Source organism: Rhodospirillales bacterium, from assembly GCA_016699855.1.
Taxonomy (GTDB): Bacteria; Pseudomonadota; Alphaproteobacteria; order Reyranellales; family Reyranellaceae.
The window spans coordinates 3,158,223-3,178,586 of the sequence record CP064988.1 but is presented as its reverse complement, the minus strand read 5'-3'; the positions used below and the strand labels follow the sequence as shown (position 1 = coordinate 3,178,586).

Here is a 20,364-nt window from a genome sequence, read left to right as displayed (position 1 = left end):
GATGATGGACGGCCCCCTGGCGGCCGGCCATGATCGGGAAAATTTCACATGCTCGAAGGGGTTTAGGCATGGCCGGGTCGCTGGACGGGCTGAGGATCGTCGACATGACGGGGGTCGCGCTCGGCCCGTTCGCGACCATGATGCTGGCCGAGCAGGGTGCCGAGGTCATCAAGGTGGAGTCGCCGGCCGGCGACACGACGCGCCACGTCGGCCGGTCGAAGGCGACCAAGGGGATGGGCCCGCACCACCTGTTCGTGAACCGCAACAAGCGCTCGCTGTGCCTCGACCTGAAGCGGCCCGAGGCGCGGGCGGCGCTGCTCAAGGTGATCGCGCGGGCCGACGCGTTGGTCTACTCGTTCCGGCCGCAGGCCATGGCCAAGCTCGGGCTGGCCTACGAGGACCTGGTCAAGATCAACCCGTCGATCGTCTACGCCGGCGCCTACGGCTACTCGCTCGACGGCCCCTATGGCGACCGGCCGGCCTACGACGACGCCATCCAGGCGATCTCCGGCTACGCCGCGCTGGTCGCCGGCACGGCGTTCGACGGCGTCGACGGCGGCGTGCCGAAATACGCGCCGACCGTGCTGGCCGACAAGACCGTCGGCCTGACCTTCGCCTACGCCATCCTGTGCGCGCTGATGCACAAGGTGCGCACCGGCGAGGGCCAGAAGGTCGAGGTGCCGATGTTCGAGACCATGGCCTCGTGGCTGGCGCTCGAGCATCTGTGGGAGCGCACCTACCGCGACGACGGCGACCTCGGCTACTCGCGCCTGACCTCGCCGCACCGCAAGCCCTACCGCGCCAAGGACGGTTGGCTGGCGATCCTGCCCTACACAGACCGGCACTGGACCAAATTCTTCACGCTGGCCGGGCGGCCGGAGATCATGGACGACCCGCGCTATTCGACGATGGCGCAGCGCTCGCTGCATATCGGCGATCTCTACGCCATGCTCGACGAGGTGACGCCGACCCGCACGGTGGCGGAGTGGCTGACGGCGCTGGAGGCGGCCGAGATCCCCGCGACGCCGGTCAAGACGCTGGCGCAGGTGATCGACGATCCGCACATGAAGGCCCGCGGCATGTTCCGCAAGGTCGAGCACCACAGCGAGGGCGAGCTGCTCAACGTCGAGCCGCCGGTGAAGTTCGACAAGACCCCCAGCCGCCACCTCCGCGGCGCGCCGCTGCTCGGCGAGGACTCCGCCGCCATCCTGCGCGAGGCCGGCCTGTCCGACGCCGAGGTCGCCGCCCTCAAAGCCAGCGGCGCGGCGATCACGCTCTGACGCGCCGCCTCGCGCGCGGCGCCGACACCCCTCACGCGGCCCCTATCGGACTCACACTACTCCGTCACGACTCGTTCCCTCTCCGCCGCGCAGCGGGGGAGAGGGAAGGGGCCCGTCGCGCGTAGCGCGATGGGAAGGGTGAGGTGGTGTCCGCATCGAAGGGAATGTGCGCGGAGAATCGACGCGTCCCCTATCGAGAATCTTCACCGACCTGCCAAGGCTCGATACCGGCACACGTACTCCCTAACTCGCATCACCGGCGATACGACGACCACCTCACCCTTCCCGCGCTACGCGCGGGCCCCTTCCCTCTCCCCGCTGCGCGGCGGAGAGGGAAAAAACGATGGCGCCAGATATGGAACCCCGCTCACCCCACCGCGCCGCTCCGCCGCAGCGCCGCGATCTCGTCCGGCCCGAAGCCGGCCTCGCGCAGCACGGCGTCGCTGTCGGCGCCGAGCGCCGGCGCCGGCGTGGCGGCGCGCTGGCGGGCGAAATCGGCGCGCACCGGATTGGCGATGGTGCGCGGCATGCCGGGGATGGCGGTGGCGACCACCGCGCCGGCGGCGACGGCCTGCGCGTCCTCGGCCACATCGCCCAGCCGGTTGATGACGCCGTAGGTGATGCCGACGGCCTTGAACGCGGCCTGCCACTCGTCGAGCGTGCGCGCGTCGAACAGCGGATCGAGGATCGCCGTCAGCGCGGCGCCGTTGGCGCGCCGCGTCGGCGTGTCGGCGAAACGCGGATCCTCGACCAGCTCCGGCCGGCCGATGGCGCCGCAGAACACCGGCCAGAGCTTCTCCTCGCGCGCCACCGCGAGGTTGATCCAGCGCCCGTCCTTCGTGCGGTACTGGTTGGCCAGCGCCGAGCGCGGCCGCGTGCGCGGCGGCCGCTGCGGCAGCACCGCCGATAGCAGCGCGCCCTGCGCCAGCACGCCGTTGGCCCACAGCCCGTTGGCCAGCAGCGAGGTGCCGACCTCCGAGCCCTTGCCGGTGCGCTCGCGCCGCCACAGGCCGAGCATGATCGACGCGAACAGCGCCGTCGCGGTGGGATGGTCCCCGGCGCCGGGCACCGAGAAGGACGGCGGCGCGCCCTCGTAGGTGGTCGAATCGAGCAGGCCGGAGCGCGCGAAATACGCCGTCGCGTCGTAGCCGGGCTGCGTCGAGTCCGGCCCGCTCTCGCCGTAACCGGTGAGCGAGGCGTAGATCAGCCGTGGATTGAGCGGCGCCAGATCGGCGTAGCGCAGCCGCAGCCGCGCGCGCACCCCCGGCGGATAGTTCGTGACGAGGATGTCGGCGCCGGCCACCAGCCGGTCGAGCGCGGCGCGGCCATCGGCGCTCTTCAGGTCGAGCGCCAGCGAGCGCTTGTTGCGCGACGCCAGGTGCCAGCAGAAATTGACCTCGTGCCGCGGCACGCCGTGCGAGGCGTGGAAGGCGCGGAAAGGATCGCCCTCGCCCGGCGGCTCGATCTTGACGACGTCGGCGCCGTAGTCGCCGAGAATCGTGGCCGCCGCCGGTCCGGCGACGAAACTGCCGATGTCCAGCACGCGCAGGCCGGCGAAGGGCTGGTCGTCGGTGTCGGCGTCGTTCGACGGCATGGCGCGCTCCCGGCTCGCGGACTCTGTGTCGCGCGAAGCTTCGCGACGCCGCGGGCGGCGGTCAATCGCCACCGGCCGCGACGCTGCCATGCCACGTCGAGACGAGGTTGGGCCGGCGTCCGGGGGCTCGGCGCGGAAGCGCAGACAAATCGGCGGACGATATCGCGTCGCGATGCGCCCAAGCCGACGGTCGACGACATGCAGGACGCGGGTTTACCAATTCAGGTCGTTCGGCGAGGGCGCGTAACGGCGGACGCCGCGCGCGCCGCCGCGTCACAGGTGGATCGGCTTGTCCCAGGCGGCGAGCGCCGCCTCCTTGAGCGCCTCGTTGACGGTCGGATGGGCGTGGCAGACGCGGCCGATATCCTCGGCCGAGGCGCCGTACTCCATCGCCAGCGCCGCCTCGGCGATCATCGTGCCGGCCTCGGCGCCGATGATGTGCACGCCCAGCACGGTGTCGGTGGCCTTGTCGGCCAGCACCTTCACGAAACCCTCGGTGCGGCCGTTGGCGCGGCTGCGCGGGTCGGCGGTGAACGGATACTTGCCGATCTTGTACGCTACGCCCGCCGCCTTGAGCTGCTCCTCAGTCCGGCCGACCCACGCCACCTCCGGCTGGGTGTAGACGATCGACGGCACGAGATCCCAGTTCACATGGCCTTTCTGGCCGGCCAGCGTCTCGACGCAGGCGACGCCGTCCTCGCTGGCCTTGTGCGCCAGCATCGGTCCGTCGATCACGTCGCCGATGGCGTAGATTCCCGGCACCGAGGTCTGGAAATGCGCGTCCACGGCGATCCGGCCGCGCGGCGTGAGCTTGACGCCCGCCCTGTCGAGGCCGAGTCCCTCGACGTACGGGCGCCGGCCGATGCACACCAGCACGACGTCGACCTCCAGCGTCTCGGCGGCGCCGCCCTTGGCCGGCTCGTGGGTCACGGTCACGCCGCCGGCGCCCGTCACCGCGCCGGTCACCTTGCGGCCGAGCTTGAACTTCAGGCCCTGCTTCGCCAGCGCGCGCTGGAAATGCTTGGTCACCTCGTCGTCGATGCCCGGCGCGATGCGGTCGAGGAACTCCACCACCGTCACGTCGCTGCCGAGCCGGCGCCACACCGAGCCCAGCTCCAGCCCGATGATGCCGGCGCCGATCACCGCCAGCCGCTTCGGCACCGCCTCCAGCTCGAGCGCGCCGGTCGACGACACGATGGTCTTCTCGTCGACCGCCACGCCCGGCAGCGGCATGACCTCCGACCCGGACGCGATCAGGATGTTCTTCGCCGCCAGCGTCGCCGCGACCGCGCCGTCGGCGCCGACCACCTCGACCGCGCCGGGACCGGCGATCCGGCCGGCGCCGGTGAACGCGGCGATCTTGTTCTTCTTGAACAGGAACTCGACGCCCTTGGTGGTGGCGCCGACCACGTCGAGCTTGCGCTTCATCATCGCCGCCAGATCGAACGACACGCCGCCGACCGTGATTCCGTGCGCCTTCAGGTCGTGCGCGGTCTCCTCGAGCAGGTGCGAGGACTGCAGCAGCGCCTTCGACGGGATGCAGCCGACGTTGAGGCAGGTGCCGCCCAGGGTCGCGCGCTTCTCGACGCAGGCCACCCTCATGCCGAGCTGCGCGGCGCGGATCGCGGCGACGTAGCCGCCCGGTCCGGCGCCGATGACGACGAGATCGTAGGTTTCGCTGGCCATGTCGGTGTCCTCGGTCGCGGGCCGGCGCTCACACCTCGAGCAGCAGGCGCTCCGGATCCTCGACGCATTCCTTGACGCGTATGAGGAATGTGACAGCCTCGCGGCCATCGACGATGCGGTGGTCGTAGCTGAGCGCCAGGTACATCATCGGGCGGGCCTCGATCTTGCCGTCGGCCATCACCATCGGGCGCTGCTGGATCTTGTGCATGCCGAGGATGCCGGACTGCGGCGGGTTGAGGATCGGCGTCGACATCAGCGAGCCGTAGACGCCGCCGTTGGAGATCGTGAACGTGCCGCCGGTGAGATCGGCGATCGACAGCTTGCCGTCGCGGGCGCGCCGGCCCAGCTCGGCGATGCCCTTCTCGACGCCGGCGAAGCCCAGCGCGTCGGCGTCGCGAAGCACCGGCACCACCAAGCCCTGCGGCGTGCCGACGGCGACGCCGATGTCGTAGTGGTTCTTGTAGACCAGCTCGTCGCCGTCGATCTCGGCGTTGACCGAGGGGATCTCGCGCAGCGCCGCCAGGCTCGCCTTCACGAAGAAGCTCATGAAGCCCAGCTTCACGCCGTGGCGCTTCTCGAAATCCTCCTTGAGGCGGTCGCGCAGCGCCATCACGGCCGTCATGTCCACCTCGTTGAAGGTGGTCAGCATGGCGGCGGTGTTCTGCGCCTCCTTGAGCCGCGCGGCGATGGTCTTGCGCAGGCGCGTCATGCGCACCCGCTCCTCGCGCGCGGCGGCGGGACGCGGCGCGGCGGGCGCGGCCGCGGGCGCGGCGGCCGGCGCGGCGGTGGCGGGCGGAGCGGCTAGGAAAGAGATGACGTCGGCCTTCGTGATGCGGCCGTCCTTGCCGGTGGCGGCAACCGCCGCGGGATCGATCTGGCGCTCGGCCACCAGTTTGCGCGCGGCCGGACCGGAGGCCGCGAGGTTGACGACGGCGGCGGGCGCGGCGGCCGGCGCGGGCGCGGCGGGCTTGGCGGCCGGGGCGGCGGCGGGCTTCGACACCGCGCCGGCGGCGCCGGCCTCGATCTCGCACAGCACCGCGCCGACCGGCACCGTGGCGCCCTCGGCGGCGACGATGCGCGACAGGGCGCCGGCGGCGCTGGCGGTCACCTCGACGGTGACCTTGTCGGTCTCCAGCGCGCACAGCGCCTCGTCGACGGCGACCGCGTCGCCCTCTTTTTTATACCACTGCGCCACGGTCGCCTCGGTGACCGATTCGCCGAGCGCCGGAACCTTGATCTCGATCGCCATGTCGCCCTCTGTCCGGGCCGCCGGCGCCGCTCCAGCGCCGCCCGCCGCCCTCTCCTGAATCCGCCGGGCGCGCCTCAGCCGACCGTCAGCGCGCGGTTGACCAGATCGGCCTGCTCCAAGGCGTGCAGCTTCGCCAGACCAACGGCCGGCGACGCCGCCTCGCGGCGGCCGACGTAGACCGGCCGCTTCGCCTTGACGTCGAGCTCGGCCAGCGCGCGCTCGATGCGCCGGTCCACGAAATGCCACGCGCCCATGTTCTCGGGCTCCTCCTGGCACCACACCACCTCGGCGTTGCGGTAACGCCGCAGTTCCTTCGACGTCGCCGTGAACGGGAACGGATAGAGCTGCTCGACCCGCACGATCGCCACGTCGGTGATCTTGCGCGCGCGGCGCTCGGCCACGAGGTCGTAGTACACCTTGCCCGAGCACAGCACGACGCGCCGGACCTTGGCGTCGGCGACCAGCTTGTCCGTCTCCGGCAGGATGCGGTGGAAGCTGGTGCCCGGCCCCATCTCGGCTAGCGTCGACACGCAATCCTTGTGCCGCAGCAGCGATTTCGGGCTCATCACGATCAGCGGCTTGCGGAAGCTGCGGCGGACCTGGCGGCGCAGCACATGGAAGTAGTTGGCCGGCGTGGTGACGTTGACGACCTGCCAGTTGTCCTCGGCCGAGAGCTGGAGGAAGCGCTCGAGGCGGGCCGAGGAATGCTCGGGGCCCTGGCCCTCGTATCCGTGCGGCAGCAGCATCACCAGACCGCACAAGCGGAGCCACTTGCTCTCGCCCGAGCAGATGAACTGGTCGATGATGACCTGCGCGCCGTTGGCGAAGTCGCCGAACTGCGCCTCCCACAACACCAGGGCGTTCGGTTCGGCCAGCGAGTAGCCGTACTCGAAACCCAGCACGCCGGCTTCCGACAGCGGGCTGTCGATGACCTCGTACCGCGCCTGCCCGTCGCGGATGGCGTTGAGCGGCACATGTCGGGCATCGCTGCCTTGGCAAACGAGCACGGAGTGGCGGTGCGAGAACGTGCCCCGGCCCGAGTCCTGGCCGCTCAGCCGCACCGGCGTGCCCTCGGTCAGCAGCGTGCCGAACGCGAGCGCCTCGCCCATCGACCAGTCTATGCCCTCGCCGGTCTCGATCATCTTCCGCTTGTCGTCGAGCTGGCGCAGGATCTTGCGGTTGGTGTCATGGTCGGCGGGTTTGCGCGAGATCGCGAGCCCGACCTCGCGCAGGGACTCCAGCGGCACCGCGGTGTCGCCCTTGCGGTCCTCCTCGCCGGGCGCCGTCGTCATGCCGGTCCACTTGCCCTCGAGCCAGTCGGCCTTGTTGGGCTTGAACGAGGCGGCGGCGGCGAAGGAGTCGTCCAGCCGCTGGCGGAACTCGCCGATCATGCCGGCCAGGCCGTCCTCGGAGAGCACGCCCTCGGCGACCAGCCGGCGGGCGTAGACCTCCTGGACGGAGGGATGCTGGCCGATCTTCTTGTACATCATCGGCTGGGTGAACATCGGCTCGTCGCCCTCGTTGTGGCCGTAGCGCCGGTAGCAGAACATGTCGATGACGATGTCGCGCTTGAACTTGTGCCGGAACTCCGTGGCGATGCGCGCGCAGTGCACCACCGCCTCTGGGTCGTCGCCGTTGACGTGCAGGATCGGCGCCTGGACGATCTTCGCGACCTCCGTGCAGTACGGACCGGAGCGCGAGTAGGTCGGCGAGGTCGTGAAGCCGATCTGGTTGTTGACGATGAAATGGATGGTGCCGCCCACGCGGTAGCCGGCGAGGTCGCTGAGGTCGAGCGACTCGGCGACCAGCCCCTGCCCGGCGAACGCGGCGTCGCCGTGCATCAGGATCGCCATCACCTGCTCGCGGGAGCGGTCGGCGCGCTGGTCCTGCTTGGCGCGCGCCTTGCCGAGCACCACCGGATTGACGGCCTCGAGATGGGACGGATTGGCGGTCAGCGACAAATGGACGGTGTTGCCGTCGAACTCGCGGTCCGAGGACGCGCCGAGGTGGTACTTCACGTCGCCCGAGCCGCGCAGCTCCTCCGGGTGCGACGCCTTGCCCTGGAACTCCGAGAACAGCGCCGTGTAGCTCTTGCCCATCATGTTGACGAGCGTGTTCAGGCGGCCGCGGTGCGGCATGCCGATCACGACCTCCTTCACGCCGAGCTGGCCGCCGCGCTTGACGATCTGCTCCAGCGCCGGGATCAGCGACTCGCCGCCGTCGAGGCCGAAGCGCTTGGTGCCGACGAACTTCACGTGCAGGTACTTCTCGAGGTGCTCGGCCTCGATGATGCGCTGCAGGATCGTGGTCCGGCCCTTCACCGTGAAGTCGGTGTGGTTCTCGACGTTCTCGATGCGCTCCTGGATCCACGCCTTCTGCTCGGGATCGCCGATGTGCATGAACTCGACGCCGATCGGACCGCAATAGGTCTTGTCGAGCCGCTACATGATCTGCCGCAGCGTCGCGGTGTCGCCGAGCCCGAGCACGCCGTTGATGAAGATCGGCCGGTCGTAGTCGCCGTCGCCGAAGCCGTAGGTCTTCGGATCCAGCTCGGGGTGGTAGGCCTTGGGCGTCAGGCCGAGCGGATCGAGCGTCGCCTGGAGATGGCCGCGGATGCGGAAGGCGCGGATCAGCATCAGCGCGCGCACGGAATCCAGCGCCGCGGCGCGCACCTGCTCCTGCGTCGCGCCGGCCGCCGGCGCGGCCTCCGCCGGCGCGTCGGCCTTGAGGTTCCGGTTGGCCGCCGCCGGCCGCGCGTCGGGGTCGACCACGCCGATGACCCGCGCCGACCGCGGCGCCCAGCTCGCGCCGGTGGCGGCGCGCAGCATCGCCTGCTGCTCGTCCGACAGCTCGTCGAACAGCGCCCGCCAGCTCTCGTCGACCGACGAGGGGTCGGCCGCGTAGCGCGCGAACAGCTCCTCGATGAACGCGGCGTTGGCGCCGTGCAGGAATGAGGTGCGTTCCGTCTGTGCCATGTGTCGCCCGTCGGCGCGCCAGGGCGCCGCCTCCGCTGTTGACGGCGGCCGGTCCGGCGCCCGGGGCGGCGGACCGGAAACTAGATCAGCGCTTGCGCATCGCCTCGAGCATGCCGCTGCCGAGCGACCCCGGGGAGTCGACGACGTGGATCCCGGCCTCGCGCATCGCGGCGACCTTGAAATCGGCGGTGTCGTTGCCGCCCGAGATGATGGCGCCTGCGTGGCCCATGCGGCGGCCCGGCGGAGCGGTGACGCCGGCGATGAAACCGACGACGGGCTTCTTCGCGCCCGACGCGCGCAGGTACTCGGCGCCCTTGACCTCGGCGTCGCCGCCGATCTCGCCGATCATCACGACGCCCTCGGTCTCGGGGTCGCGCATGAACATGTCGAGGCAGTCGACGAAGTTCGTGCCGTTCACCGGATCGCCGCCGATGCCGATGCAGGTGGTCTGGCCGAGGCCGGCCGCCGTGGTCTGCGCGACAGCCTCGTAGGTCAGCGTGCCCGAGCGCGACACGATGCCGATGCGGCCGCGCTTGTGGATGTGGCCCGGCATGATGCCGATCTTGCACTCGCCCGGGGTGATCACGCCGGGGCAGTTGGGACCGATCAGCCGCGACTTCGAGCCGGCGAGCGCGCGCTTCACCTGGATCATGTCGTTGACCGGGATGCCCTCGGTGATCGTGACGATCAGCGCGATCTCCGCGTCGATCGCCTCGAGGATGGCGTCGGCGGCGTAGGCCGGCGGCACGTAGATCACGGTGGCGTTGGCGCCGGTCTTAGCGACCGCCTCCTGCACGGTGTCGAACACCGGCAGGTCGAGGTGCTTGCTGCCGCCCTTGCCGGGCGTCACGCCGCCGACCATCCGGGTGCCATAGGCGATCGCCTGCTCGGAATGGAACGTGCCCTGCGAGCCGGTGAAGCCCTGGCAGATGACCTTGGTGTTCTTGTCGACCAGGACGGCCATCACTTCGCCTCCTTGACGGCGGTGACGACCTTCTCGGCGGCGTCGGCCAGGTTGTCGGCGGACAGGATCGGCAGGCCGGAATCCTTCATGATCTTCTTGCCGAGATCGACGTTGGTGCCCTCGAGCCTGACGACCAGCGGCACGTGCAGCGAGACCTCCCGCGCCGCCGCGACCACGCCCTCGGCGATCACGTCGCAGCGCATGATGCCGCCGAAGATGTTGACCAGGATGCCCTCGACGTTGGGATCGGAGAGGATGATCTTGAACGCCGTGGTGACGCGTTCCTTGGTGGCGCCGCCGCCGACGTCGAGGAAGTTGGCCGGCTCGCCGCCGTAGAGCTTGATGATGTCCATCGTCGCCATGGCGAGGCCGGCGCCGTTGACCATGCAGCCGATGTTGCCGTCCAGCTTGACGTAGTTCAGCGCGTGCTTGCCCGCCTCCAGCTCGGCCGGATCCTCCTCGCTCTCGTCGCGCAGCGCCTCCAGCTCCGGGTGGCGGTACAACGCGTTGTCGTCGAGGTTCACCTTGGCGTCGAGCGCGACCACCTCGCCGGCGCCGGTGACGATCAGCGGGTTGATCTCGAGCAGCGAGCAGTCGAGCCGCATGTAGGCGGCGTACAGCGCGCCCAGCAGCTTCACCGCGGCGCCGACCTGCTTGCCTTCCAGCCCCAGCGCGAAGGCGACCTTGCGGCCGTGGTACTGCTGGTAGCCGGCCACCGGATCGATCTGGACCTTGAGAATCCGGTCGGGGTGCTCGTGCGCGACCTTCTCGATCTCCATCCCGCCCTCGGTCGAGGCGACGATGGTGTTCCGGCCGGTGGCGCGGTCGAGCAGGATCGAGAGATACAGCTCGCGCTTGATGTCGACGCCTTCCTCGATGAAGACGCGCTTGACCTCCTTGCCCGCCGGACCGGTCTGCTTGGTGACGAGCGTCTTGCCGAGCATCGCCGCCGCCTGGACGCCGACGTCCTCGACCGACTTGACGACGCGCACGCCGCCCTTGCCGTTGGGATCGTTCTTGAAGCGCCCCGCGCCGCGGCCGCCGGCGTGGATCTGCGATTTCACCACGTAGACGGGGCCCGGCAGCTTCTTGGCCGCCTCGACCGCCTCGTCCTTGGTGTAGGCGACGAAGCCCTTGGGGACCGCCACGCCCAGTTTGGCCAGCAGCGCCTTGCCCTGATATTCGTGGATGTTCATGGAAACCTGTCGGCAGGGTTCGGGCGCATCGCGGGCCGGCTCGGCATTCGGCCGGGAACGGCCAGCGGCAATGGTCGGTTGCTATAGAAAACCCACCCTCGATGCGGGGGCAATCTATCACTTTGCGGCGGGTTCGCAATGTCTATCCGCCGCCGCCGGCTATTCTTCGGCCGCGCCACGTCGCCAGTCACCGCGGAGAAACAGGCGTCGGAGGCCGATTTTGTATATTGTATACAAAATACAATATACAAACGCCGAATCGCCCATCGCGCCGCGGCCCGGAAGCCATCCGATGCCGGAAAACCCGAGGTTTCGAATCGCCGGCGACCGCGCCCGCGGGCGGTGAATCGCCCGCCCCGCGTAACGCCGTTCCGGCCCGGTCGGGAGCCCTACGCGGCGACGATCTTGTTGGTCGCCTCGACCAGACCCTTCACGGCGGCGACCGACTTCTCGAACATCGCCTTCTCGTCGCCGTTGAGCTGGACCTCGACGATGCGCTCGACGCCGCCGGCGCCGATCACCACCGGCACGCCGATGTAGAGGTCCTTCACGCCGTACTGGCCGGTCAGCAGCGCCGCGCAGGGCAGCAGGCGCTTCTTGTCCTTCAGGTAGCTCTCGGCCATGGCGATGGCCGACGCGGCGGGGGCGTAGAAGGCCGAGCCGTTGCCCAGCAGCGCCACGATCTCGCCGCCGCCGTCGCGGGTGCGCTGCACGATCTTGTCGAGCTTCTCCTGCGTGGTCCAACCCATCTTGACGAGGTCGGGCAGCGGGATGCCGGCAACGGTCGAGTAGCGCACCAGCGGCACCATCGTGTCGCCGTGGCCGCCGAGCACGAAGGCGCTCACGTCCTCGACCGAGACCTTGAACTCCTCGGCGAGGAACCAGCGGAAGCGCGCCGAGTCGAGCACGCCGGCCATGCCGACGACGCGGTTGGCGGGCAGGCCGGTGACCTCCCGCATCAGGCCGACCATGGCGTCGAGCGGGTTGGTGATGACGATGACGAAGGCGTCGGGCGCGTTCTCCTTGATGCCCTTGCCGACCGCGCCGATCACCTTGGCGTTGATGCCGATCAGGTCGTCGCGGCTCATGCCGGGCTTGCGCGGCACGCCGGCGGTGACGATCACCACGTCGGCGCCCTTGATGTCGGCGTAGTTCGAGGTGCCCGAGTAGTGGGCGTCGAACTTCGCGACCGGCGACAGCTCGGCGATGTCCAGCGCCTTGCCCTTGGCGGTGCCCTCGGCGGCGGGGATGTCGAGCAGGACGATGTCGCCGAGCTCCTTCTGGCCGGCGAGCAGGGCCAGCGTGCCGCCGATCTGTCCGGCGCCGACCAGCGCGATCTTCTTGCGAGCCATGGTGATCTCCGTTGTCGGATGGGGCGCCGGCGCGGGGCCGCGCGATGAAAGACGCGGCGCCATAGCGCGATTCGATGGGAGCGGCAAGCCGCCGCCGGCGGCCTCAGCGCGGAGCGGTGAGGACCATCGAGACCACGGCCAGCGCCACGACGCAGATGAAGAAGGCGACGAATGCGCGCACCAGCAGGCGCCGCGCCGGCGCCGCCTCGGCCTTGAAATTGCGGGCGTCGAACCAGGCGATGCCCGAGAACAGCATCGCGCCGAGCGACTTGCGGCCGCTGAGTTTTCCCGCCAGCGAGATGAAGGCGTAGAGCGCCGTGAACCACGCCGCGACGGCGGCGCCCGCGAGGACGCCGAAGACGACGCTCACGACGACGACGCCACGGGATGGCGCGCGAGATGCTCGAGCAGCAGCGCGGTGACGCGCTCCGGCGCCTGGTCGGTGCTGAAATGCCCGACGCCCGGCAACGCGACGAAGCGGAACGGACCCTTGATGAACTCCGCCGTTCCCTCGGCGGCGGCGCGGCCGACGGAGTGGTCGGCGTCACCCCACACGTAGAGCGTCGGCACCGAGATCGCCCCGGTCTGGACGCGCAATTCGCGCTGCGCGCGGTACCATCCCAACGCCGCGTCGAGCGCGCCGGGATCGGTCAGCACCGAGAGGTACATGCCCACAGCGTCGTCGGGCACGCCAGCGTCGACGAGGCCGCGCCGCAGACGCCGCGCGTCGTCCTCCAGCAACAGCCGGGCGGTGTCGGGATCGAGGAAGGCGCGGTGGTGGCGCGAGCGGTGCTTCTGGTCGCCGTCGGGCGACTGAAGCGCGCGGATGAACGCGGAGGGATGCGGCCGCGACAGGATGGTCAACGACGCCAGCCGGTCGGGATGCCGGTCGGCGACGCCCCACGACACCTGCCCGCCCCAGTCGTGGCCGACGAGATGGAATCTCCCGGTGTCGCGCCCGCAGGCCGCCGCGATGTCGATCGCGTCGCCGACGAGGCGGTCGTAGTGGTAGTTGGCGAGGTCGGCGGGATCGGGCCGCGCGCCCGGCGAGTAGCCGCGCTGGTCGGGCGCCACGGCGCGGTAGCCCGCCGCCGCCAACGCCGGCACCTGCGCCCGCCAGGTGTGCCGCGACTGCGGATAGCCGTGCAGCAACAACACCAGCGGTCCGTCGGCCGGACCCTCGTCCCAGGCGTCGAACGTCAATCCCGCGCGCGTCGTGATCCGCTTCGTCTCGAGCATTCCGCCCCCCACCGCGTCCATTCGCGGCGAGCCTCGCACGACGGACACGGGCCGTCGACCGTCGCGCGGCGACGGCGGTGGATCGGATCTATTGGAACGGCGTGGCGCACGCCGCCGACGGTCAGCGGTCGGCGACGATCCGCAGCCAGGCCGATGACGGGAAATGGCCGGGCCGCTTCTCGAGCCCGTCGGAATCCTCGGCCGGCCGGTAGTTCGGCATGACGGCGCCGAGCTCGGCGCGCGCGGCGTAGTGCAGGTAGCTCAGCGCGGCGCGCAGCTCGACCCGGCGGTTGCCGAGCAGGAAGGCGTGCAGCAGCGTGCTCTCGGCGCTGAAGTAGATCTCGCCGTCGAGCACGCGGCGCTGGTAGTCGTAGGGGAAGTAGATGTCGTGGAAATGCGCCCACACGCCCTCGCCCAGGCGCGGCAGCACCTCGAGCACGATGCGGTTGACCTCGGACCCGACCTTCACGGCGTGCGTCGAATCGACGAACAGCAGGTCGCCCGCGCCGAGGCGCTGGAACGCCTCGACCGGCACGCGCTGCGCCGGCTCGCGCACCAGCTCGACGCGGCCCTCGGCCGCCATGTCGCACAGGTAGCGCGTCGGGAACGGATCGATGCAGACGACGTGCGGCCGGTAGCCGGCGTCGTGCGCGGCGCGCAGGATCACCGCCGTGCTCACGCCGGCGCCGATCTGCACGACGCTGCGCGGCTTGTGGCGCACGACATGGGCGTAGAGGAAATCCGCCTCGACGCGGCCGTAGCCGTCGACGCCGTTCGCGGCGCAGGCCTCGGCGTGCACGTCGTGGGTGCGCAGCCGCGCGACCACCGGCGGCGGGCAGCAGTCGCGGACGAAATCGAGCTGGGAGTCGAGCGACCAGCCGGCGACGCCGATCATCGACATCGGCGCGCGCCAATCCGTGCGCGACGCGAGATCGCGCACGTCGGGAATCGGCGAGTAGAAATGGTTGGGAACGGCGCTGACGCCGAGCCGCTGGCCCAGCGTCATGGCGTGCCAGACGCCGCGGCGCAGCGCCGCCTTGGCGCGCGCCGTCAGCCCCGCGCGGCCCGGAAGCGGCGCGACGCCGACGCCCGGCCGGTTCGCCGGCGTGTCGACGACGGACCCCGGCAGAGCGAGCGCGCCGGCGCCATCACGGGTGGAAATATCGGTCAAAGACATCGCGGCCTCGCCTGCCGGACGACCCGACGACCATTGTCGGGACGCAACTCAATATGATCACACTACAGCACATCTAAAACATAAACAATAATTTCTATCTATTTGATATTTAATAGATAATTTATGTATTGAAGTGAAAATACCGCCTTCGGATGGCATCCGCCGCACCGCCGGAACGAAACCGCCCCCGGCTTTCGGGCCGGGGGCGGGTCGGACCGTGCGAACGGGCAGGCTGGCGTCAGCCGACGCCGTTGGCCTTGAACCACGCCGTGCACCGCTTCCAGCCGTCGTCGGCCGCCTCCTTGCGGTACGACGGGCGGTAGTCGGCGTTGAAAGCGTGCGGCATGTCGGCGTAGGTGTGGATCATCGACTTGGTCGCGGCCGGCGTGCCGGCGGCCTTCAGCGCCTCGCGCATCTTGTCGACGGTGTCGTTGGGGATGCCGGTGTCGGCGCCGCCGTAAAGGCCGAGCACGGGTCCCTTCAGATCCTTCACGACGTCGATGGGGTGTTTCGGGTTCATCTCGCTCGCCGCGCCGACAACCCGGCCGTACCATGCCACGCCAGCCTTCACGGCGGCCTGGTGCGCCGTGTAAAGCCAGGTGATCCGGCCGCCCCAGCAGAAGCCCGTGACGCCGAGCTTGGCGGTGTCGGCCTTGCCTTCGCCCTTGGCGAACGCGACGCAGGAATCGAGATCGGCCATCACCTGCGCGTCCGGAACCTTGCTGACGATCTCGGCCAGCAGCTTCGGAATTTCGGTGTAGCCCTTGGGATCGCCCTGTCGGAAGTACAGCTCCGGCGCGACCGCGTAGTAGCCCGCCTTCGCGAAACGGCGGCACATGTCGGCGATATGCGCGTGGACACCGAAGATCTCCTGCACGACGAGAATCGTGCCGAAACCCTGTCCCGCGGCCGGCATGGCGCGGTACGCCGGCATCTCCTTGCCGTCGGCCGTCTTGACCTTGATCTCGCCGGCGACGAGGCCGTCGCTCGGCGTCGTGATCATCGTCTGCGCCTGCACCGGTTGCACCGCCAGCGCGAAGCCCACGCCCAGTCCGACCGCCGCCGGCGCCACGAACACCTCGCGCCGCGAGACGCCTTCCGCCGCCGGCGCGATGAAACGATCTCCGTCCATGATGTCATCCCCTTCATCCGCGCCAGACGGCCCGGCGCGTTCCGAACCGGACGGTATGGTGCCGGCGCCCTACAAGTCGATCACAATCCAGCGAGATCGGCCCGGCGGCGGTTTCCGTCTGGTGACGGGCGTATGGCCACATCGGCACTCGACGGGGCGCGCGGTTCGACGCCGATCCTGGTCGATGGTATGGCCGCCGCATGATCAGGGACGCCACCACCGCCGACATCCCGCGCATGATCGAGATCCGCGCGGCGGTGCGCGAGAACCGGTTGTCCGATCCCGCCCGTGTGACTCCGGCCGACTACCGCCGTCGGCTCGACGACGGCGCGATCTGGGTCTGCGAGGTCGACGGCCGCATCGATGGATTCTCGGCCTGCGATTCACGCGACGGATCTATCTGGGCGCTGTTCGTCGATCCCGGCCGCGAAGGCCGGGGCGTCGGCCGCGCGCTGTTGGCCCGCGCCTGCGCGAAACTCCAGGCGGCCGGACATGCGACGATCAAACTGAGCACCGATGCCGGCACCCGCGCCGAACGCTTCTATCGCGCGAACGGCTGGAACGATCGCGGCCGCGACATCCGTGGCGAGGTCCTCTTCGAGAAGGCGGCAAGCGAGGCATGAACGACGACGCGCCGGCCGACCACGCTTGACGGGCCGCGGCGTCGGCGCCCACGATCAACCGGACATCATCCACGCCCAGGAGCCCGCCATGAGCCCGGTCGCCGCCGTCAAATCCGCCCCGTCCGTCCGCGACCAGGTCAGCCGTGAGGAGTGGGACGTGCGCGTCGATCTCGCCGCGCTCTACCGCGTGGTCGCGCACTACAACTGGACCGACCTGATCTTCACGCATATCTCGGCCCGCGTGCCGGGTCCCGACCACCACTTCCTGATCAATCCCTACGGGATGATGTTCCACGAGATCACGGCCTCGTCGCTGCTGAAGGTCGACCACGAGGGCAACATCCTCACGCCCTCGCCCTATCCGTTCAACAAGGCCGGCTTCGTGATCCACGGCGCCGTCCACATGGGCCGGCCCGACGCGCAGTGCGTGATCCATCTGCACACCAAGGACGGCGTCGCGGTCGCGGCGCAGAAGGACGGCCTGCTGCCGCTGTCGCAGCACGCCATGTTCGCGCTGCCCTATCTCGCCTACCATGACTACGAGGGCGTCGCGCTGGACTACGCCGAGCGCGAGCGGCTGATCGCCGATCTCGGCGACAAGAAGCTGATGCTGCTGCGCAACCACGGCACGCTGGCGGCCGGGACCTCGATCGCCGACGCCTGGGTCCATCTGCACAACCTCGAGCGCGCCTGCACCATCCAGATCGCCGCCATGGCCGGCGGCGCGGCGCGGCTCAACATGCCGAGCCAGGCCGCCATCGACACGGTCCGTGCGCAGGTCATGCGCCGCGGCGGCCCCGACAGCGGCGCCGATATGAACGCGCTCGCCTGGGGCGCCATGCTGCGCATGATGGACGCCAAGGATCCCAGCTTCCGGAACTAGGCCGGCGGCGTCGCGTCAATCCTCGATGTGCTCGAGCGCCAGGTACTCGGGGCTCTGCATCTCCATCAGGCGCGACACGGTGCGCTCGAACTCGAAGGCGCCATCGCCCTCGACGTAGAGCTTGTCCGGCGCCGCCTCGGCCGAGCAGATCAGTTTCACCTTCCGCTCGTAGAGCGCGTCGACCAGCGTCACGAAGCGCCACGCGCGGTCGCGGTTCCTCGCCGTCAATTTCGGCACGCCGCGCAGCAGCACGGTGTGGAAATGGTCGGCGACGCACAGGAAGTCGGCGGCGCCCAGCGGCTTGCCGCACCAATCCTCGAACTCGGCCCACGCCACCCCCGGCGCGGCGCGCGGCACGCGCACGTCGCGGCCCTGCGTGCGCAGCGTGCGCGGCGATCCCGCCGCGCCGCCGGTCAGGCTGGCGAAGGCCTCCTCGAGCTTGCGGTCGGCCCACGGCCCGGCGGGCGTCAGATAGAGGTCGAGCTGGCGGTAGCGCTGCAGCCGGTAGTCGCGGCCGCCGTCGAGCGACAGCACCTCCATGCGCGCCTTCACCATGTCGATGAAGGGCTGGAAGCGGTCGCGCTGCAGACCACCCTTGTAGAGGTCGTCGGGCACGCGGTTGGAGGTCGCCACGACGGTCACGCCGCAGGCGAACAGCGTGTCGAACAGGCGCCACAGGATCATCGCGTCGGCGATGTTGGTGACCTGGATCTCGTCGAAGCACAGCAGCGCCGCCTCGGCGGCGATGTCGCGCGCCACCGGCGGGATCGCGTCGGCCTCGCCGCCGGCCGCCGCCATCGCCTGGCGGCGCTCGAACAGGCGGCGGTGGACCTCGAGCATGAACTCGTGGAAATGGACGCGCCGTTTGCGCTCGACCGGCGCGTCGGCGAAGAACAGGTCCATCACCATCGATTTGCCGGTGCCGACCGGGCCCCAGACGTAGATTCCCGGCGGCGCGGCGGCGGGCTTGCGCCCGAGGCCGAGCAGGGACAGCAGGCCACCGCGCGGCGCCGCGGCGGCGGCGCGCAGCGTGTCGTGCAGGACCTGCAGGCGCGCCACGACGCGGCGTTGCTCGGAATCGGCCTTGATGACGCCGGCCGCCAGCCGGGCCTCCAGGTTCGACAGCGGCCCTTCGCCGGTCGGCGGCGGCATCGCCGGCGGCGCGGGCGCGGGGTCCGGTTGATCCTCGACGACGCTCATGACCGGCCGACTTCCTAACGCATCGCGGCCGCGTGGCAACGCCGATTTTCACCGCGCCGCGCTACGCCGCGGGCGGCGGCGTCCCGGGATCGCGCAGCACGTCGTAGTTCCGGTTCTGGTACCAGACCATGTAGTCGGTATAGAGCGTCACCGGATATCTCGGCGGATTGTCCGGCGAGGCGCAGCCCGGCAGGCACTCCATCGGGTGGTCGATCGAGCAATCGACGAAGAACGGGATGGCGTAGCGCTCGGCGCCTGAGCGGTTGAGCACGCGGTGCGGCGTCGCGAGGAACCGGTCGTTGGTCCAGCGCCGCAGCAGCTGACCGCCATTGACCACGAAAGTGCCGGGCATCGCCGGCGCGTCGATCCAGCGTCCGTCCCGCGTCAGGATCGCCAGGCCGGGGATGTCGTTGGACGGCAGCAGCGTCATGAAGCTGGTGTCGGTGTGCGGCGCCAGGCCGAACTCGGCGCCGTCGACCACGTCCTGCCGAGGATAATGCGTCATGCGCAGCGTGTACTGCGGCTCGCGGAACGCGTCGGTGAAATAGTCGGCGGGCAGGTCCAGCGCGCGGGCGTAGGCCGGCAGCAGCGACAGCGCCACCGCCTCCATCCGCCGGCAGTAGTCGACCACGGTCTCGCGGAATCCCGGCAGGCCGGCGGGCCAGCGGTTGGCGCCGCGGAAGCGGCGGTTGGCGACGACGTCGGGATGGTCGGCCGGCAGGTCGCGCTTGACGAAGAACGCCTCGTTGAGATTGGCCTTGGTGTCCTTCTGCACCTCCGACGTGCGCAGCGTGTTGCCGCGCATCGGCAGGTAGCCGGCGTTGTGCTCGTTCAGCTTCAACGCCAGCTTGGCCTCGACCGGCTGGTCGTGGAAGCGCAGGGCCGCGGCGAACGTCGCTTCGACCGCGCTCCACGGCACGCCGTGGCCGGCGATGAAGTAGAAGCCGACGTTCTCCAGCGCGTGGCGCAACTCGCCCGCGAGGCGTTCCAGCGCGCCATCGGCGCCGGCGCGGTACGGCCCGAGGTCGAGCACGGGAATCTCGCCGGGCTTCGCCGGCACCGACATCGTCGACGGCATCGCGCCATCCATCGCCGCCTCCCTCCGCGGAACGCCAGCCGGCGCCGCGCCACCCGATGATCGCACGTCCGCCGGCGGAATCCACCGCCGCGCTCAGCCCTCGGGAAAGCCCATCGCGACCCGGTAGACGTACATCCGCGCCTTGACGACGACGGGATGGTCGGACGCGACGCCGTTGTCGGCGTCTATGACCTTGCGCTCGGCCTCCGTCAGCGTCGCGTCGAAGAAGAAATAGAGACCGAGGTCGTTCTTCAGCCGGCCGCCCTTGTGGTCGCCGATGAAATGACCGCCGCCCTCGCCGCCGAACGGCATCAGCGTCACCGGCCGGCCGTTGACCTTGACCACGAGGTCGAGCGGCGCGCCGACGCGGATGCCCTCGGCCGTGCGCCAGAGTCCGGCGGTGGCCACCGTCTCCAGCGACTCGATGCGCCTGCCGTCCTCGCTGCCGTAGACGCGCAGATGGTCGGGCTTGCCGGCGAACAGCTCGGCGCCGCCGAACTCGCCGTCGCCGGTGCGGAACTTGCCGATCCGGGCGCTGGCGCCGTAGAGCCGCCGCAGATCGGCCCATGTCGTGCGCCGGTTGATGGCGCCGAAGCGCACGCCCGGCACGATGGTGCGGTCCGCCGCGTCCTGCGCCGCCGCCGGCGCGGCGGTGGCGAGGGTCGCGCCGCCGGCGAGAAGAAACGCCCGTCTATCCATGCCATCCCCGTCCATCGTGGCCGGACGCAGGATGCGA

The 20,364-nt window shown here is 70.2% G+C and carries 16 protein-coding genes and 1 pseudogene; 3 read left to right on the top strand and 14 right to left on the bottom strand.

Translation table 11 applies throughout. The features are described from left to right. The first annotated feature begins 68 nt into the window (after nt 1-68). On the top strand, nt 69-1,280 hold the full coding sequence (locus IPK81_14910; GenBank protein QQS10911.1) for a CoA transferase: 1,212 nt from the start codon (nt 69-71) through the stop codon (nt 1,278-1,280). Nucleotides 1,281-1,647: 367 nt separating this feature from the next. Here the strand turns inward: IPK81_14910 and IPK81_14905 are convergent, their stop codons facing one another. The 11 genes and pseudogenes from IPK81_14905 to IPK81_14855 form a co-directional block, all read right to left on the bottom strand. Beyond that, nucleotides 1,648-2,874 carry a CoA transferase gene (locus IPK81_14905; GenBank protein QQS10910.1) on the bottom strand — a complete coding sequence of 409 codons (1,227 nt, stop codon included), beginning with the start codon at nt 2,872-2,874 and terminating at the stop codon, nt 1,648-1,650. Nucleotides 2,875-3,147: 273 nt separating this feature from the next. Further along, entirely contained in the window at nt 3,148-4,560 is a 1,413-nt protein-coding gene (locus tag IPK81_14900; GenBank protein ID QQS10909.1) for a dihydrolipoyl dehydrogenase, read from the bottom strand. Nucleotides 4,561-4,588: 28 nt separating this feature from the next. After that, nucleotides 4,589-5,809 (bottom strand): 2-oxoglutarate dehydrogenase complex dihydrolipoyllysine-residue succinyltransferase, encoded by a 1,221-nt coding sequence (odhB, locus tag IPK81_14895; GenBank protein QQS10908.1) that lies wholly within the window; start codon nt 5,807-5,809, stop codon nt 4,589-4,591. Nucleotides 5,810-5,883: 74 nt separating this feature from the next. Further along, nucleotides 5,884-8,784, bottom strand: a pseudogene (locus IPK81_14890) (2-oxoglutarate dehydrogenase E1 component). 85 nt (nt 8,785-8,869) lie between these two features. Then, nucleotides 8,870-9,748 carry a succinate--CoA ligase subunit alpha gene (gene sucD / locus IPK81_14885; protein ID QQS10907.1) on the bottom strand — a complete coding sequence of 293 codons (879 nt, stop codon included), beginning with the start codon at nt 9,746-9,748 and terminating at the stop codon, nt 8,870-8,872. Beyond that, the gene (gene sucC / locus IPK81_14880; GenBank protein QQS10906.1) at nt 9,748-10,944 is read right to left on the bottom strand and encodes an ADP-forming succinate--CoA ligase subunit beta; all 1,197 of its coding nucleotides are present in this window, start codon (nt 10,942-10,944) and stop codon (nt 9,748-9,750) included. The genes sucD and sucC overlap by 1 nt, the downstream gene beginning before the upstream one ends. Before the next feature lie 389 nt (nt 10,945-11,333). Beyond that, nucleotides 11,334-12,296 carry a malate dehydrogenase gene (gene mdh / locus IPK81_14875; GenBank protein QQS10905.1) on the bottom strand — a complete coding sequence of 321 codons (963 nt, stop codon included), beginning with the start codon at nt 12,294-12,296 and terminating at the stop codon, nt 11,334-11,336. Between the two features lie 103 nt (nt 12,297-12,399). Continuing rightward, nucleotides 12,400-12,666, bottom strand: coding sequence for a hypothetical protein (locus IPK81_14870; protein QQS10904.1), 267 nt, complete (start codon nt 12,664-12,666; stop codon nt 12,400-12,402). Further along, nucleotides 12,663-13,535: an alpha/beta hydrolase gene (locus IPK81_14865; GenBank protein QQS10903.1), complete on the bottom strand. Its 873-nt coding sequence runs from the start codon at nt 13,533-13,535 to the stop codon at nt 12,663-12,665. Before IPK81_14865 ends, IPK81_14870 begins: the two co-directional genes overlap by 4 nt. Nucleotides 13,536-13,656: 121 nt before the next feature. Next, the gene (locus IPK81_14860; protein ID QQS10902.1) at nt 13,657-14,712 is read right to left on the bottom strand and encodes a class I SAM-dependent methyltransferase; all 1,056 of its coding nucleotides are present in this window, start codon (nt 14,710-14,712) and stop codon (nt 13,657-13,659) included. A gap of 238 nt (nt 14,713-14,950) precedes the next feature. Then, nucleotides 14,951-15,844: a dienelactone hydrolase family protein gene (locus IPK81_14855; protein QQS10901.1), complete on the bottom strand. Its 894-nt coding sequence runs from the start codon at nt 15,842-15,844 to the stop codon at nt 14,951-14,953. A gap of 200 nt (nt 15,845-16,044) precedes the next feature. On the opposite strand from IPK81_14855, the gene IPK81_14850 reads away from it, so the two are divergent. Beyond that, complete coding sequence (locus IPK81_14850; GenBank protein QQS10900.1) at nt 16,045-16,467, top strand: GNAT family N-acetyltransferase; 423 nt, start codon at nt 16,045-16,047, stop codon at nt 16,465-16,467. An 88-nt stretch (nt 16,468-16,555) separates the two neighbouring features. Further along, a complete protein-coding gene (locus tag IPK81_14845; GenBank protein ID QQS10899.1) occupies nt 16,556-17,350 on the top strand; it encodes a class II aldolase/adducin family protein in 795 nt (264 codons plus the stop codon). 15 nt (nt 17,351-17,365) lie between these two features. On the opposite strand, the gene IPK81_14840 is transcribed toward IPK81_14845, so the two are convergent. From IPK81_14840 to IPK81_14830, 3 genes are all read right to left on the bottom strand, one after another. Next, on the bottom strand, nt 17,366-18,502 hold the full coding sequence (locus IPK81_14840; protein ID QQS15125.1) for an AFG1 family ATPase: 1,137 nt from the start codon (nt 18,500-18,502) through the stop codon (nt 17,366-17,368). Nucleotides 18,503-18,611: 109 nt separating this feature from the next. Beyond that, the gene (locus IPK81_14835; protein QQS10898.1) at nt 18,612-19,640 is read right to left on the bottom strand and encodes an isopenicillin N synthase family oxygenase; all 1,029 of its coding nucleotides are present in this window, start codon (nt 19,638-19,640) and stop codon (nt 18,612-18,614) included. 81 nt (nt 19,641-19,721) lie between these two features. Further along, entirely contained in the window at nt 19,722-20,327 is a 606-nt protein-coding gene (locus tag IPK81_14830) for a hypothetical protein (GenBank protein ID QQS10897.1), read from the bottom strand. Nucleotides 20,328-20,364: the final 37 nt, after the last annotated feature.

What these genes read in the sequence shown, in the direction of transcription:
- IPK81_14910 (QQS10911.1), top strand. Translation starts at nt 69, where the DNA reads ATGGCCGGGTCGCTGGACGGGCTGAGGATCGTCGACATGACGGGGGTC.
- IPK81_14905 (QQS10910.1), bottom strand. Translation starts at nt 2,874, where the DNA reads ATGCCGTCGAACGACGCCGACACCGACGACCAGCCCTTCGCCGGCCTG.
- IPK81_14900 (QQS10909.1), bottom strand. Translation starts at nt 4,560, where the DNA reads ATGGCCAGCGAAACCTACGATCTCGTCGTCATCGGCGCCGGACCGGGC.
- odhB (QQS10908.1), bottom strand. Translation starts at nt 5,809, where the DNA reads ATGGCGATCGAGATCAAGGTTCCGGCGCTCGGCGAATCGGTCACCGAG.
- sucD (QQS10907.1), bottom strand. Translation starts at nt 9,748, where the DNA reads ATGGCCGTCCTGGTCGACAAGAACACCAAGGTCATCTGCCAGGGCTTC.
- sucC (QQS10906.1), bottom strand. Translation starts at nt 10,944, where the DNA reads ATGAACATCCACGAATATCAGGGCAAGGCGCTGCTGGCCAAACTGGGC.
- mdh (QQS10905.1), bottom strand. Translation starts at nt 12,296, where the DNA reads ATGGCTCGCAAGAAGATCGCGCTGGTCGGCGCCGGACAGATCGGCGGC.
- IPK81_14865 (QQS10903.1), bottom strand. Translation starts at nt 13,535, where the DNA reads ATGCTCGAGACGAAGCGGATCACGACGCGCGCGGGATTGACGTTCGAC.
- IPK81_14860 (QQS10902.1), bottom strand. Translation starts at nt 14,712, where the DNA reads ATGTCTTTGACCGATATTTCCACCCGTGATGGCGCCGGCGCGCTCGCT.
- IPK81_14855 (QQS10901.1), bottom strand. Translation starts at nt 15,844, where the DNA reads ATGGACGGAGATCGTTTCATCGCGCCGGCGGCGGAAGGCGTCTCGCGG.
- IPK81_14850 (QQS10900.1), top strand. Translation starts at nt 16,045, where the DNA reads ATGATCAGGGACGCCACCACCGCCGACATCCCGCGCATGATCGAGATC.
- IPK81_14845 (QQS10899.1), top strand. Translation starts at nt 16,556, where the DNA reads ATGAGCCCGGTCGCCGCCGTCAAATCCGCCCCGTCCGTCCGCGACCAG.
- IPK81_14840 (QQS15125.1), bottom strand. Translation starts at nt 18,502, where the DNA reads ATGCCGCCGCCGACCGGCGAAGGGCCGCTGTCGAACCTGGAGGCCCGG.
- IPK81_14835 (QQS10898.1), bottom strand. Translation starts at nt 19,640, where the DNA reads ATGGATGGCGCGATGCCGTCGACGATGTCGGTGCCGGCGAAGCCCGGC.
- IPK81_14830 (QQS10897.1), bottom strand. Translation starts at nt 20,327, where the DNA reads ATGGATAGACGGGCGTTTCTTCTCGCCGGCGGCGCGACCCTCGCCACC.